The organism is Delftia sp. PE138, assembly GCF_018320755.1.
GTDB classification, from domain to species: domain Bacteria; phylum Pseudomonadota; class Gammaproteobacteria; order Burkholderiales; family Burkholderiaceae_C; genus Comamonas; species Comamonas tsuruhatensis.
Map to the genome: position 1 here is coordinate 197,594 of NZ_JABEPN010000004.1, position 13,435 is coordinate 211,028.

At 67.6% G+C, this 13,435-nt stretch carries 11 protein-coding genes; 5 read left to right on the top strand and 6 right to left on the bottom strand.

Going from position 1 to position 13,435, the window contains the following annotated elements; translation table 11 throughout:
• Positions 1–8 precede the first annotated feature (8 nt).
• The 3 genes from HFGMBDPB_RS15900 to HFGMBDPB_RS15910 all read right to left on the bottom strand — a co-directional run bounded on the left by HFGMBDPB_RS15900 (position 9) and on the right by HFGMBDPB_RS15910 (position 4,475).
• A complete protein-coding gene (locus HFGMBDPB_RS15900; protein WP_047218127.1) occupies positions 9–2,819 on the bottom strand; it encodes a chemotaxis protein CheW in 2,811 nt (936 codons plus the stop codon).
• A 249-nt stretch (positions 2,820–3,068) separates the two neighbouring features.
• Positions 3,069–3,632 carry an NUDIX hydrolase gene (locus HFGMBDPB_RS15905; RefSeq protein ID WP_016453500.1) on the bottom strand — a complete coding sequence of 188 codons (564 nt, stop codon included), beginning with the start codon at positions 3,630–3,632 and terminating at the stop codon, positions 3,069–3,071.
• A 147-nt stretch (positions 3,633–3,779) separates the two neighbouring features.
• Positions 3,780–4,475, bottom strand: coding sequence for a fumarylacetoacetate hydrolase family protein (locus HFGMBDPB_RS15910; protein ID WP_046982570.1), 696 nt, complete (start codon positions 4,473–4,475; stop codon positions 3,780–3,782).
• A gap of 87 nt (positions 4,476–4,562) precedes the next feature.
• On the opposite strand from HFGMBDPB_RS15910, the gene maiA reads away from it, so the two are divergent.
• Positions 4,563–5,228, top strand: a complete 666-nt coding sequence (maiA, locus tag HFGMBDPB_RS15915; RefSeq protein ID WP_016445924.1) for a maleylacetoacetate isomerase — start codon at positions 4,563–4,565, stop codon at positions 5,226–5,228.
• Positions 5,225–6,106: a purine nucleoside phosphorylase YfiH/LACC1 family protein gene (locus HFGMBDPB_RS15920; RefSeq protein ID WP_212645764.1), complete on the top strand. Its 882-nt coding sequence runs from the start codon at positions 5,225–5,227 to the stop codon at positions 6,104–6,106. Before maiA ends, HFGMBDPB_RS15920 begins: the two co-directional genes overlap by 4 nt.
• On the opposite strand, the gene HFGMBDPB_RS15925 is transcribed toward HFGMBDPB_RS15920, so the two are convergent.
• Positions 6,026–6,370, bottom strand: a complete 345-nt coding sequence (locus tag HFGMBDPB_RS15925; RefSeq protein ID WP_212645765.1) for a hypothetical protein — start codon at positions 6,368–6,370, stop codon at positions 6,026–6,028. The genes HFGMBDPB_RS15920 and HFGMBDPB_RS15925 overlap by 81 nt on opposite strands.
• Positions 6,371–6,514: 144 nt before the next feature.
• On the opposite strand from HFGMBDPB_RS15925, the gene HFGMBDPB_RS15930 reads away from it, so the two are divergent.
• The 3 genes from HFGMBDPB_RS15930 to phbB all read left to right on the top strand — a co-directional run bounded on the left by HFGMBDPB_RS15930 (position 6,515) and on the right by phbB (position 10,659).
• Complete coding sequence (locus HFGMBDPB_RS15930; RefSeq protein WP_046982577.1) at positions 6,515–8,404, top strand: PHA/PHB synthase family protein; 1,890 nt, start codon at positions 6,515–6,517, stop codon at positions 8,402–8,404.
• Between the two features lie 123 nt (positions 8,405–8,527).
• Positions 8,528–9,709 carry an acetyl-CoA C-acetyltransferase gene (locus HFGMBDPB_RS15935; RefSeq protein ID WP_016445928.1) on the top strand — a complete coding sequence of 394 codons (1,182 nt, stop codon included), beginning with the start codon at positions 8,528–8,530 and terminating at the stop codon, positions 9,707–9,709.
• A 212-nt stretch (positions 9,710–9,921) separates the two neighbouring features.
• The gene (gene phbB / locus HFGMBDPB_RS15940; protein ID WP_016445929.1) at positions 9,922–10,659 is read left to right on the top strand and encodes an acetoacetyl-CoA reductase; all 738 of its coding nucleotides are present in this window, start codon (positions 9,922–9,924) and stop codon (positions 10,657–10,659) included.
• Positions 10,660–11,371: 712 nt separating this feature from the next.
• On the opposite strand, the gene HFGMBDPB_RS15945 is transcribed toward phbB, so the two are convergent.
• Positions 11,372–12,346, bottom strand: a complete 975-nt coding sequence (locus HFGMBDPB_RS15945; RefSeq protein ID WP_046982572.1) for an isoaspartyl peptidase/L-asparaginase family protein — start codon at positions 12,344–12,346, stop codon at positions 11,372–11,374.
• Positions 12,343–13,425 carry an amino acid ABC transporter permease gene (locus HFGMBDPB_RS15950; protein ID WP_212645766.1) on the bottom strand — a complete coding sequence of 361 codons (1,083 nt, stop codon included), beginning with the start codon at positions 13,423–13,425 and terminating at the stop codon, positions 12,343–12,345. The genes HFGMBDPB_RS15945 and HFGMBDPB_RS15950 overlap by 4 nt, the downstream gene beginning before the upstream one ends.
• Positions 13,426–13,435: the final 10 nt, after the last annotated feature.

A 13,435-nucleotide genomic window follows, 5' to 3' on the forward strand; every position in this document is an offset into this window, starting at 1 on the left:
AACGCGCCCTATGCCGCCTGGGCATCCCAGGCCGCCTCGCGCTCCACTGCTGCCGCGCTGCGGTCTGCGTTGGCCGCCGCGCCGCGCGAAGGCTGCAGCCGTTGCATCAATGCAGCCGGATCCAGGCACTGGATCAGCGGCAGGCCCGCGCCGGCATGCACCAGCTCCCGCACCAGGGCCGGCGTCGTGGAGGCCACGCTGAGCATGGGCGATTCCACCAGCGCGCTGGCCGGCAGCCGGTGCACGCCTTGCAGCGCGCTGACCAGCAGCCCCACGCGCAGGCCGCCGTGCTGGACCACGATGACCTGCGACTGCTCGGTGACCACGCCGGGCCGGCCCTGCAGCAGCGCGGCCAGGTCGAACACCCAGACATAGCCGCTGACGCTGCCCTGGCTGCGCCGCGCCAGCGCACCCACGCAAAACGGCAGCCGCCCTGCCGCCACGGGCGAGATGGCGCTGGCGGGCAGGGCCTCGCAGACATCGCCCGCGCGCAGGGCCAGCAGGCTGGCGCCCACGTAGAAGCTGGCCAGTTCCACCGGCGCATCGCCACCGCCGTGCGCGGCGAGCGCACGCGCGACAGGACGCGAGCCATCCAGCCGCGTGGCCGGCGCCAGGCGCAGTGCGCGGTTGCGCGCATCGGCATGCACGGGCCCCAGCCGCTGAAGGCTCAGGCTGACGAGGCCGGCCAGTGTGTCCTCCGTTGCGCTTTCCTTTGCATCGCGTGCCGCGCCCTGGTCCAGCCGGAACTCGCGGTAGCCGCGCCCGGCGGCCATGCCGACGATGCAGTAGTGGCCTTCGATTTCCTCGATGCTGCTGCGTACCTCTCCATCGGCCAGCGTTGCCAGCCCGGCCACGCCTTCTATGCAACTGCCCAGCGGCCGACCGCCGTGGCTGGCGGCGATGATGCGGCCGTCGCGTGCCACGTAGAAAGCCTCCATCGGCAAACGGGGCAGGCCGTGGTCTTCGGGGCCGGCGTCTTCGGACTGCTCCGGTGCAGCGGCCTGCAGCATGGCCTGCAGTTCTCGGCGCGTGTGGAACAGCAGGGCAATGCCGCCGATGGCGGGGCCCTGATCTGCGCCCTGCCCATGCCCATGTCCATTGGTGGTTGAGGGGGCGCGCAATGCGGCGTGGTAGACGTGGACGGGCAGGCCCCCATCGTCCAGCTCCTGCACGTGATAGGCCTGGGCATCGCGCAGCGCCATGGTGGCCTGCAGTGCCGAGGCCTGCACGCGCACGCCGGGTGACAGCGGCAGACCGGGTTCGTCCTCATGGCTGCAGGCCAGCACCAGGCCCTGGGCGTCATACAGCGCAATGCGCGCATAGACGGTGTACAGCGCATTGAGCTGCTCCAGCAGACGCTGCGCGGCGTCGTGTGCCTGTACCGACAGGGCCAGGCAGCCGCTGTTGTCTTGCAGCACTTTCTGCAGGCCTGGCGTCAGGGCCCACCAGCGGCAATCGTTGGCGCGTTCGTAGAGATTGCGCTCCAGCAGGTCCATCAGCAGCCGGTTCAGCGTGGTGTGCTCCTGCAGCCGCGTGGACAGCGCCGTCTCGTGCAGGCCGTGGATGGCGCGCGTGAACACGGCATGGGTCAGGTCGCCGGTCTCGCTCATCTGCTCCAGCACGGCCTGCAGCGGGTCCGGGTGGGCCGTGCCCTGCACGGGGGACTCCGGCGCCTGGCTGGCAGCCAGCACCTGGCCGTTCCAGACCACGCGGCGTATGTCGTCGGCCGCGCGTGCCATGGCGTGCAGGGGCGGGCAAAAGCCCCGGGACTGGGCCATCAGTCCTTCGGCGATGGCAGGCTCCAGTGCCTGCAGGACCTGCGGCCTTTGCTGGGTGGCGAAGGCCAGGTCCAGCGGCGCCATGACCTGGGTCTGCCAGCCCTCGGGGCCCGCATAGCCCTGGTAGGGCAGGGCGCGGGCCGTACGCACCAGATAGGTGCGGCCGGCGTGGATCAGCGGCTGCACGGCATCGCCGTGGTGCATGGGCACGCGGCTGCCGGGGGCGATCCAGTGGTCATCGCTGCTGGCAATGACCACTCCAGCCGCATCCAGCAGCAGTCCCACCTGGGCGCGCGGCCCGCCCGAGGCAAAGATGGCCTGCATCTCGGCCGCGAAGTCGAAGCTCAGGCACAGCACGCCGAGCACCGCCATGGTGCGTGGATGCAGCAGGCGCTGCGCGTAGATCAGGCGGTCTGCGCCGGGCAGCACGCAGCTGGCGCCGAAATGGCTGACATGGCCGGCCTGCTGCAGGCACTGCTGGAACCAGCCCTCGGCGCAGGGCGGCAGCGGCTTGTCGCCTGCCTGGGCGCGTGCGCAGACCTGGCCCTGGGTGTCCAGCAGCAGGATGTCGTCGTAGACCGTGTACTTGGCACGGTAGGCCTGCAGGTGCAGCTGCAGCGGAGCCTGCCAGGCGTGCAGGCCGCCCGCGGCCATGTCCAGCAGGATGTCGCCATCGCCGAGCTGGGCCATGGCCTCGCACAGCACGGAATCGGCGGCCAGGAAGCCGACATCGGCCGTGCGCTCGTAGAGGCTGCGCACCAGCAGGTCGATGGCATGGCTGGACTGCATGCCCAGCTGGGCCATGGCTTCCTGCGCGGACTGGGCCAGCTGCGACTGCAGCAGGCCTTGCTCCAGCTGCTCCAACCCCTGGCGCGTGTCGGTCAGCATGGACACCAGGGCCTGTCCCTGCTGCGAGGCCTGCATGCGGGCCGAAGCCTCGATGAGACGCCACATGAGCCGGATCTCGCGCAGGTCGGCGGCGTTGCGGTTGAGTTCCCGCAGGTGGGGAAGAATCAGGTCGGTGGGCAGGGATGTGGCCATGGGGCGCTCCGCAGTCAGGTTCAGGTTCGGTAAACCAACTTTTCCGCTCAGGGAAAAGCCCTATGCAAAGAGCAAGAAGGAGGCCAGTTTGTGACTAAATGTGTCTGCAAGGTGACATAGGGGTGACGGACCGCCGCCTGCACCCCGCACGCAGCCCGTCCGGTGCCACACCGGGGCATGGCCCGGCATCACCGCAGTGCGTACGCCGGCGCCCCGTGCAGCACGGTGGTGCCTGGTGGCCGTGCAGGCCTACAGGCTCAGGTCGATGGAGTGCACCCGGTGCGCGTCCAGCAGGCCGGCAGCCCGGTCGGCGAAGTAGCGCTCCAGCGTCACGCGCACGGTGCGGAAGGCCAGTTCCTCCCAGGGAACATCGGCCTGCGCAAACAGGCGGGCCTCCATGGTCTCGGGGCCGGGATAGAACTGCTCGCTGCGCAGACGGGCGCGGTAGAACAGATGGACCTGGCTGACCTTGGGCACGTCCACGATGGAAAACAGCGGCCCCATCTCGATGTCGGCGCCGGCTTCCTCGTCGGTCTCGCGCTGGGCACCGCGTGCCGTGGTCTCGGCCAGTTCCATGAAGCCTGCGGGCAGGGTCCACAGGCCCCGGCGCGGCTCGATGTTGCGCTTGCACAGCAGCACGCGGCCGTCGTCGGTCACGGGGATGGTGCCCACCACGTTCAGCGGGTTCTCGTAGTGGATGGTGTGGCAGTGCGGGCACACGGCGCGCTCGCGCGTGTCGCCATCGTCAGGAAGGCGGTAGACCACCGCCGTGCCGCAGGCTCGGCAGAACTTGATGGGGCTGCGAAAAATCATGCCGACACCATGAAAGTGAAAGCGCCGCCAGACGGAAGGCAGTAAGGCATTCCGTGCGGCGGACCGTAGGTTCAAACACAAAGGCCGGCAGGCCGGGGAGCGTGCTCCCTGCTGCCTTGCCGGCCTGTCGCCAGGCTCAGAGAAAACTCAGGCGATCTTGACGCTCAAGGGGCTCAGCCCGTCGATGCGGCCTTCCAGCAGGTCACCGCGCACCACGGCGGCCACGCCTTCGGGCGTGCCCGTCATGATCAGGTCGCCGGGCTGCAGTTCCCAGGCCGCCGACAGGTGCTCGATGGTCTCGGCAATGTTCCAGATCAGCTTGCCGATGTCGCTGCGCTGGCGGTCGGCGCCATTGACCTGCAGCGAGATCGCGGCCTTGGCGATGTCGCCGGCCTCGGCTGCCGGGGTGATGGGGCCGATGGGTGCGGCATGCTCGAAGGCCTTGCCGATGCACCAGGGGCGGCCCTGTTTCTTCATGTCGTTCTGAAGGTCGCGGCGCGTCATGTCCAGGCCCACGGCGTAGCCCCAGACGTAGTCCAGCGCATCGGCTGCCAGGATGTTCTTGCCCGCCTTGCCGATGGCCACGACGAGCTCGATCTCGTGGTGCAGGTTGGAGGTCAGCGTGGGGTAGGGCATGGTGCCCGTGGTGCCGGCCTCGACGGGCACGATGGCGTCGGCAGGCTTGAGGAAGAAGAAGGGCGGCTCGCGGCCGGTGAAGCCCATCTCCTTGGCGTGTTCTTCGTAGTTGCGGCCCACGCAGTAGATGCGGTGCACGGGGAAGCGCTCGGGGCGGCCCAGGACGGGTACGCTGGCCACGGCGGGCGGGTTGAAAACGTAGCTCATGTCGGTGTTCCTCTGGCGCCTTGTCTCTTGGGCGCCGCCGCAAGTGTGCCATGCATCGGCGCTGCTGCACGGTATGCTTTGCGGTCTATGAAGCTCCACACCTACTTCCGCTCGTCGGCCTCCTACCGCGTGCGCATTGCGCTGCAGATCAAGGGCCTGGACTATGAATCCGTACCCGTGCACCTGCTGCGCGGCGACCACAAGGCGCCGGCCTATGCCCAGCATGTCGGCGATGCGCTGGTGCCGGCGCTGGAGACCGAGGACGGCCACTGGCTGACCCAGTCCATGGCCATCATCGAATATCTCGATGAGACCCATGCCGAAATACCGCTGCTGCCGCGTGACGCCCTGGGCCGTGCCCATGTGCGCGCACTGGCCCAGATGGTGGCCTGCGAGATCCATCCGCTCAACAACCTGCGCGTGCTCAAGTACCTGGTGCGCAACCTGGGTGTCTCCGACGAGGCCAAGAGCGGCTGGTACGTGCATTGGGTGCGATCGGGCCTGGAGGCCTTCGAGCGCCAGCTGGACCTGCTGGCCGCCGAGCGCGAGGCGGCCGGCCTGCCGCCTTCGCTGTTTTGCTGGGGCGACACGCCCACGCTGGCCGATTGCTGCCTGGTGCCGCAGATCTTCAACGGCCGCCGCTTCAACGTGAGCCTGGACGGCCTGCCGCGCCTGGCGGCCATCGTCGATCGCTGCGAGGCGCTGCCGGCCTTCCAGAAGGCCCATCCCTCGGCCTGCCCCGACGCGGAATGAGCGCGGCCCGGCCTGACTCCATCCCCGGCACCATCCCCGCATCCTGGCTGGTGCCCGACTGGCCCGCGCCGCCCGGCGTGCACGCGCTGTGCACCTCGCGCGAAGGCGGCGTCAGCACGGCGCCCTGGGGCAGCCTGAACCTGGGCGACCATGTGGGCGACGACCCCCAGGCCGTGCGCGCCAACCGCCAGCGCCTGCAGGAGATCGTGCGTGCGGATACGCCGGATGCCTGCGCGGTGTTCCTGCAGCAGGTGCATGGCGTGGATGTCATCGCACTGGATGCAGGCAGCGCGCAGGGCCAGGCCTTCGATGCCTGCGTGACCAGCGCCTCGGGCGTGGTCTGCACCATCATGGTGGCCGATTGCCTGCCCGTGCTGCTGGCCCATCGCAGCGGCGCCGTGGTGGGCGCGGCCCATGCGGGCTGGCGCGGTCTGGCCGGAATGCCGCCTGGCCATGCGGGTCAGCCGTTGGCAGGCGGTGTGCTGCAGTCTCTGTTCAAGCGCTTTGCCGATCAGCTCCGGACCGCGCCCGAGCAGGTGGCGCCGCAGACCCTGGCATGGCTGGGCCCTTGCATCGGTCCGCGTTCCTTTGAGGTCGGTGCCGAGGTGCGAGCTGCCTTCATCGCGCATGACGCCGCCGCCGCCGCGCATTTCACCGCCATACCTCAGGCGGGCGAGGGCACCCCCAAGTACTTGGCCAGCCTGGCCGGGCTTGCGCGCCAGCGCCTGGCGGCGCTGGGCATCACTGCCATCCATGGCAATGACGGCAGCGACGCATGGTGCACGGTGCTCAACGACTCACGGTTCTTTTCGCACCGGCGCGACGCTGCCCGCCTGGGCAGCAGCGGCCGATTCGCCGCCTGCATCTGGAAGGACTGAGGGCGCGGGCGCGTCCGGTGCGTCCGCCGTGCCCTGCGAGACCTGCTGCTGCGCCAGCCAGGCCTGGCGCTCGGCCAGTTCGCGCGCATGGCGCTTTCGGTTGCGCGCGGGCGTACCCATGATGTAGATCACGATGGACAGCGGCAGCAGTCCATACAGTGCGAAAGTGACCAGGGCGCCGAGTATTCTGCCCGTGGGGCTGGCGGCTTCGGCCACGGCCATCATCAGCGTGACATACAACCAGGCGATAACAACGAGATACATGGTCGATTCGAAAAAGGCGCACCGGGCACGGGTTTTTGTGGAGGGCTGTGCCGGGCAACGGGGGGCTCGCCTGGGTCACAATCAAAACGGATGCCCCGCAAGCCCCAGGCTATTGCGAACGGCATCCGCGAACAAGGATGCAGCATGAATTTTGACCCACTCGCAGGCCTGCCAGGCCAACCCATCCAGCAATTCTGGAACGAGCAATGGAGCCGGACGCTGCAGATACTGCAGCAGATGGGATCACCGGGAATGCCGGGAGCACAGGGCGCGGGCATGCCGGACATGGCCCAGGCCTGGAAGGCTGCAGTCCCCGAACCCGGCGCCTTGCCCGAGAACGCGCTGTCGCTGGACCCCGAAAAGCTGCTGGAGCTGCAACGCCAGTACCTGGACGGCGCCAAGGCCATGTGCGAGCAGGGCGGCGCCCAGGCGCTGCTGGCCAAGGACAAGCGCTTCAACACCCAATCCTGGGCCGACAACCCGCTGACGGCGGCCACCGCAGCCACCTATCTGCTCAACAGCCGCATGCTCATGGGCCTGGCCGAGGCCGTGCAGGCCGACGAGAAGACCCGCAACCGCGTGCGCTTCGCTGTGGAACAGTGGCTGGCGGCCATGTCGCCCAGCAACTTCCTGGCACTCAATGCAGAGGCGCAGAAGAAGGCCATCGAAACCCAGGGCGAGAGCCTGGCCCTGGGCGTGGCCAACCTGCTGGCCGACATGCGCCAGGGCCATGTCTCCATGACCGACGAGAGCCTGTTCACCGTGGGCAAGAACGTTGCCACCACCGAAGGCGCCGTGGTGTTCGAGAACGAGCTGTTCCAGCTCATCGAGTACAAGCCGCTGACGGACAAGGTGCACGAGCGTCCCTTCCTCATGGTGCCGCCGTGCATCAACAAGTTCTACATCCTGGACCTGCAGCCCGACAACTCGCTGATCCGCTATGCCGTCAGCCAGGGCCACCGCACCTTCGTGATGAGCTGGCGCAATCCCGACGACAGCCTGGCGCACAAGACCTGGGACAACTACATCGAAGACGGCGTGCTCACCGGCATCCGCGTGGCACGCGAGATCGCAGGAGCCGAGCAGATCAACGTGCTGGGCTTTTGCGTGGGCGGCACCATGCTGTCCACCGCGCTGGCCGTGCTGCAGGCACGCCACGACCGCGAGCATGGCGCAGCTGCTGCTCCGGCGGCCAAGGCGGCTCCAGCCAAGCGCGCGGCTGGCAGCCGCAGCGCCGCCCGCACATCCACAGCCCGCGCCACGGCGCCGGCCGGCGTGCCATTTCCCGTGGCCAGCGTCACGCTGCTGACCACTTTCATCGACTTCAGCGACACCGGCATCCTCGATGTCTTCATCGATGAGTCCGTGGTGCGCTTCCGCGAAATGCAGATGGGCGAGGGCGGCCTCATGAAGGGCCAGGACCTGGCATCGACCTTCAGCTTTCTGCGTCCCAACGATCTGGTCTGGAACTACGTGGTGGGCAACTACCTCAAGGGCGAAACACCGCCGCCGTTCGACCTGCTGTACTGGAACAGCGACTGCACCAACCTGCCCGGCCCGTACTACGCCTGGTACCTGCGCAACCTCTACCTGGAAAACAAGCTGGTCCAGCCCGGTGCGCTGACCGTCTGCGGCGAGCGCATCGACATGCACCAGCTGCGCCTGCCGGCCTATATCTACGGCTCGCGCGAGGACCACATCGTGCCCGTGGGCGGCTCCTATGCATCGACCCAGGTGCTGGGTGGCGACAAGCGTTTCGTCATGGGCGCATCCGGCCACATCGCGGGCGTGATCAATCCGCCGGCCAAGAAAAAGCGCAGCTACTGGCTGCGCGAGGACGGCCAGCTGCCGCCCACGCTCAAGGAGTGGCAGGCCGGCGCCGACGAGTACCCCGGCAGCTGGTGGGCCGACTGGAGCCCCTGGCTGGCCGAGCACGGCGGCAAGCTGGTTGCGGCGCCAAAGCAGTACGGCAAGGGCAGGGAATACACGGCCATCGAGCCGGCCCCGGGCCGCTACGTGCTGGCCAAGGCCTGAGGCACAATCGTTTCGATGCTGCAGCGCAATAACGCTGCGGCTTGAATGCAGGGTGCCGCTGCCGCAGCTTCGGCAGTGCGTGCCCGGGCATCCCTTCAAGAGTCCAAAGAAAGGTCCGTCATCATGGAAGACATCGTCATCGTTTCCGCTGTCCGCACTGCCGTTGGCAAGTTCGGCGGCACCCTTGCCAAGATCCCCGCCACCGAACTGGGCTCCATCGTGATCCGCGAGGCTCTGAGCCGCGCCAAGGTCGGCACCGACCAGGTCGGTGAAGTCATCATGGGCCAGGTGCTGGCCGCTGGCGCAGGCCAGAACCCTGCACGCCAGGCCATGATGAAGGCCGGCATCGCCAAGGAAACCCCGGCCCTGACCATCAACGCGGTCTGCGGCTCGGGCCTGAAGGCCGTGATGCTGGCGGCCCAGGCCGTGGCTACGGGCGACAGCGAGATCGTCGTGGCCGGCGGCCAGGAGAACATGAGCCTGTCCCCCCACGTGCTGCCGGGCTCGCGCGACGGCCAGCGCATGGGCGAGTGGAAGATGGCCGACACCATGATCGTGGACGGCCTGTGGGACGTCTACAACCAGTACCACATGGGCATCACGGCCGAGAACGTGGCCAAGGAAAAGAGCGTCAGCCGCGAACAGCAGGACGCCCTGGCCCTGGCCAGCCAGCAAAAGGCCACGGCCGCGCAGGACGCCGGCAAGTTCGTGGATGAGATCGTTCCCGTCAGCATTCCCCAGCGCAAGGGCGATCCCGTGGTCTTTGCGGCCGACGAGTACATCAACCGCAAGACCAACGCCGAGGCGCTGGCAGGCCTGCGTCCGGCCTTCGACAAGGCCGGCTCGGTGACGGCCGGCAATGCTTCGGGCCTGAACGACGGCGCCGCCGCCGTGGTGGTGATGAGCGCCTCCAAGGCCAAGGCCCTGGGCCTGACGCCGCTGGCGCGCATCGTCTCCTATGCCACCAGCGGTCTGGACCCCGCCACCATGGGCCTGGGCCCGGTGTTCGCCTCGCGCAAGGCGCTGCAGCGCGCCGGCTGGTCTGCGCAGGACGTGGACCTGTTCGAGCTGAACGAAGCCTTCGCGGCACAGGCCTGTGCGGTGAACCAGGAGCTGGGCATCGACCCGGCCAAGGTCAACGTCAACGGCGGGGCCATTGCCATCGGCCACCCCATCGGCGCATCGGGCGCCCGCATCCTGGTGACCCTGCTGCACGAGATGCAGCGCAGCGGCGCCAGGAAGGGTCTGGCCGGCCTGTGCATCGGCGGCGGCATGGGCGTGGCCATGACCGTGGAGCGCGTCTGAAAGGCTCCGGGAAAACGTTAGCAAGCTTTCAGGGTAGATCCTAGGCTTGACTAGGGCCTGCCCGAAGAGGGGCGCAGCGCACGCGCTGCATACTAGCCATGCGAGGGGGCCGGGCCCAGAGGCTCAGGCACCCTTGGCGATAACCGGCGTCAATGTTCCGGTTGTCATGGATAGATTGATCTGAAGCAACCATTGATTGACAGGAGAGAAGAATGGCTCAAAAAGTAGCGTATGTCACAGGGGGAATGGGAGGCATCGGAACGGCCATCTGCCAGCGTCTGCACAAGGAAGGCTTCAAGGTCATCGCAGGTTGTGGTCCGTCGCGCGACTTCCAGAAGTGGCTTGACGAGCAAAAGGCGCTGGGTTTCACCTTCCATGCATCGGTGGGCAATGTGGGCGACTGGGCTTCCACCGTCGAAGCCTTCAGCAAGACCAAGGCCGAGCACGGCAGCATCGATGTGCTGGTCAACAATGCCGGCATCACGCGTGACCGCATGTTCATCAAGATGACGCCCGAAGACTGGCAGGCCGTCATCGAGACCAACCTCAACTCCATGTTCAACGTGACCAAGCAGGTCGTGGGCGACATGGTGGAAAAGGGCTGGGGCCGCATCATCAACATCAGCTCGGTCAATGGCGCCAAGGGCCAGGCCGGGCAGACCAATTACTCGGCCGCCAAGGCGGGCATGCACGGCTTCACCATGGCGCTGGCGCAGGAGATGGCCACCAAGGGCGTGACCGTGAACACCGTGAGCCCCGGCTACATCGGCACCGACATGGTCAAGGCCATCCGTCCCGACGTGCTGGAGAAGATCGTGGGCACCATCCCCGTCAAGCGCCTGGGCGAGCCCAGCGAGATCGCATCGATCATCGCTTGGCTGGCTTCGGAGGAAGGCGGCTATTCCACCGGCGCCGATTTTTCGGTCAACGGTGGCCTGCACATGCATTGAACCTGCAAGGGTTCGCACTGCAAAGGAGCCTCCGGGCTCCTTTTTTGTAGGGCAGCCCCGCGGCAAATGGCCCAGAAATGACAAAACCCGCTGAAGCGGGTTCTGTGGAAGAGGGGGTCTGCACGGAAGGCCGTCAGACCGGTGGTGTCAGAGACTGGGGCACCGAGTGCGCCAGCCAGCGCCTCAGCGCTTGCGATCGCGTTCGTCTTCGGGCCAGATGGACATGATGGCGTTCGTTTGCATGGAAACTTCTCCTGTATTGCTCTCTTAACGCGGGCTGGATTCAGCTGGTTGACAGGTTTTTAAAAAATTTTCGAAGGAAGTCGAAACTTTTTCGTGACCCGGTTTTCAAGCGCTGCGGGGGCCGCGCTTGCGGTCACGGTCATCCCATGGCCAGACAGCTTGGGCCAGCGCAGCGGCTGCAAAGCGGGTCTGCAGGGCGGTGTGGGAAAAGATGTCGGTCATTGCAGTCACTCCTTTGCGTGTTCAACGCGGGGCAGTGGCGGCAGGTTGACTCAGGGATTGCCCCAGGACGCAAGCAATTGCAAGCCTGGAGGTGGGGATCTGTCAGTTTGAAGACAGATTTCTGGCGAGGTGAGAAAAAATCCGTTTCCTGACAGAGGCTTACGGGCGTGGCGGGCCGATGTCGATGCTGTTACGCCTCGTTGCCCGCAATGCGTGGGCACAGGTCAACCCGGGGTGAAAACGTCCATCAGGCAAAAATCAGGGTCACGGCAGGCGCGTCGTCCACGATGTAGCCGCGGTACATGCCGGCGCTGTTGAAGGGGCAGTGCACGCGTCCGTCGCTGTCCACGGCCACCACGCCGCCCTGGCCACCGATGTGTGTCAGCGTGCCCCGCACTGCGGCGTCGGCTGCGAGTTCCAGGCTTTGCCCCAGGTAGCGCATGCGCGCATGGATGTCGTGCGCGATGGCTGCGCGCAGGAAATGCTCGCCGGTTCCGGTGGCCGCCACGGCGCAGGTGGTGCTGTCGGCGTAGAAACCTGCGCCCACCACAGGCGTGTCGCCCACGCGCCCGGGGCGCTTGTTGGTCAGCCCGCCGGTGGATGCCGCCGCGGCCAGGTTGCCATGCACATCGCGCGCCACGGCGCCGACCGTGCCCATCTTGCCGTTCTCGTTCAGCGGAGCAGGGTGCGCCGCCAGTCCGCTGGCGTCGTGGTCCAGCAGCGCGGTCTGGCCGGATTGCGCCTGCACCCGGCGCAGCTGTGCCAGGCGCTCGGCAGATTCGAAGTAGCCTGCATCCATCCGCGCCAGCCCGCGCTCATCGGCAAACCGCTGCGCCCCTTCGCCGACCAGGAGCACGCACTGGCCGTCGTCAAGAACATGCCGTGCCAGCGCAATCGGATTGCGCACCTGGCTGACGGAAGCGACTGCGCCGGCCCGCAGGTTGCTGCCGTCCATCAGGCCGGCGTCCATCTCGTGGCGCGCGTCGCGTGTGTAGACGGAGCCGCGCCCGGCATTGAACAGCGGGCAGTCTTCCAGGGACTGGCACGCGGCCTGGACGGCGTCCAGCGCGCTGGCGCCGCGCCGCAGCAGGGCGGCGCCCGCCTCCAGCGCCTGGGCCAGCGCGGCGTGGTAAGGGGCCTCGTCGGCCTGGCCCTGGATGACGGTGCCTGCGCCGCCGTGCACGGCAATGGAAAATTTTCGGGAGTTCTGGGGCATGTTCATTGGAGTGCGTAGCGCGATTCCAGGAAGCGGCCATAGCGGGCGATGCCCAGGCCGATGAGCAGGTAGACGGCACAGACCACCATGTACATCTCCACGAAGTACGCAATCCAGTGGGGGGCGCTCATGGCCATCTTCAGGGAGCCAGTGATGTCGTAGATGTTCACGATCGCCACCAGGGAGGTGTCCTTCACCGCGCCGATGAAGTTGCTCACCGTGGGCGCGATGGTCACGCGCAGCGCCTGCGGCAGGACCACGTGGCGCAGCACCTGCACCCTGGTGAAGCCCATGGCCTGGGCCGCCATGACCTGGCCTTGGGGCACGGCCTGCAGCCCGCCGCGAAACACCTCGGCAAGATAGGCCGCGCTGAAGGCCGCCAGGCAGACGGCGATGCGGACCATGGGGTCTACCCTCCATTGCGCGGGCACCAGCATGGGCAGCACGAAGGCCCCGAAGAACAGCAGTGTGATCAGGGGCACGCCGCGCACGGCCTCGATGAAGCCCGTGCACAGGATGCGGATCAAGGGCAGGCTGGAGCGCCGGCCCAGCGCCAGCAGGATGCCCAGCGGAACGCCGGCCAGGCAGGCGATCACGGCAAGGAACAGGGTCAGCGGCAGGCCGCCCCACAGATCGCTGGGCACGGGTGCCAGGCCGGCCACACCGCCCGCCATCAGCGCGCCAAAGCCGGTCAACCCGGCCAGCAGCATTGCCATGCCGGCGCGGCCGAAGAAGCGCGGTAGCGCCGCCACGCCCACGCTGCCCAGCAGCCAAAGGCTGGCGGCGACGGGGCGCCATTGCTCTGCCACGGGATAGCGGCCCAGGAATACCAGGCGGTATTTCTCGCGCACCACGCCCCAGCAGGCGCCGGCCGCAGCGCGGCATGTGTCGGGGTTGGCTGCGGTTTCGGCGTTGAGCAGGCCCCAGGCCAGCAGCTTCCAGCCTGCCCACAGCGCGGCCAGCAGCAGCGTGGCGGTGATGAGCCCGGAGAGCGCATCTGGAAACAGGCTGGCGCGCAGGCGCTGTGCCAGCGGAACCCGGGGCGGGGCCACCGGCAGGGCCGGTGCGCGGAGTACGGCACTCATGGGCAGGTCT

Coding starts and splice junctions, on each gene's coding strand:
- HFGMBDPB_RS15900 (WP_047218127.1), bottom strand. CDS start 2,819: ATGGCCACATCCCTGCCCACCGACCTGATTCTTCCCCACCTGCGGGAA.
- HFGMBDPB_RS15905 (WP_016453500.1), bottom strand. CDS start 3,632: ATGATTTTTCGCAGCCCCATCAAGTTCTGCCGAGCCTGCGGCACGGCG.
- HFGMBDPB_RS15910 (WP_046982570.1), bottom strand. CDS start 4,475: ATGAGCTACGTTTTCAACCCGCCCGCCGTGGCCAGCGTACCCGTCCTG.
- maiA (WP_016445924.1), top strand. CDS start 4,563: ATGAAGCTCCACACCTACTTCCGCTCGTCGGCCTCCTACCGCGTGCGC.
- HFGMBDPB_RS15920 (WP_212645764.1), top strand. CDS start 5,225: ATGAGCGCGGCCCGGCCTGACTCCATCCCCGGCACCATCCCCGCATCC.
- HFGMBDPB_RS15925 (WP_212645765.1), bottom strand. CDS start 6,370: ATGTATCTCGTTGTTATCGCCTGGTTGTATGTCACGCTGATGATGGCC.
- HFGMBDPB_RS15930 (WP_046982577.1), top strand. CDS start 6,515: ATGAATTTTGACCCACTCGCAGGCCTGCCAGGCCAACCCATCCAGCAA.
- HFGMBDPB_RS15935 (WP_016445928.1), top strand. CDS start 8,528: ATGGAAGACATCGTCATCGTTTCCGCTGTCCGCACTGCCGTTGGCAAG.
- phbB (WP_016445929.1), top strand. CDS start 9,922: ATGGCTCAAAAAGTAGCGTATGTCACAGGGGGAATGGGAGGCATCGGA.
- HFGMBDPB_RS15945 (WP_046982572.1), bottom strand. CDS start 12,346: ATGAACATGCCCCAGAACTCCCGAAAATTTTCCATTGCCGTGCACGGC.
- HFGMBDPB_RS15950 (WP_212645766.1), bottom strand. CDS start 13,425: ATGAGTGCCGTACTCCGCGCACCGGCCCTGCCGGTGGCCCCGCCCCGG.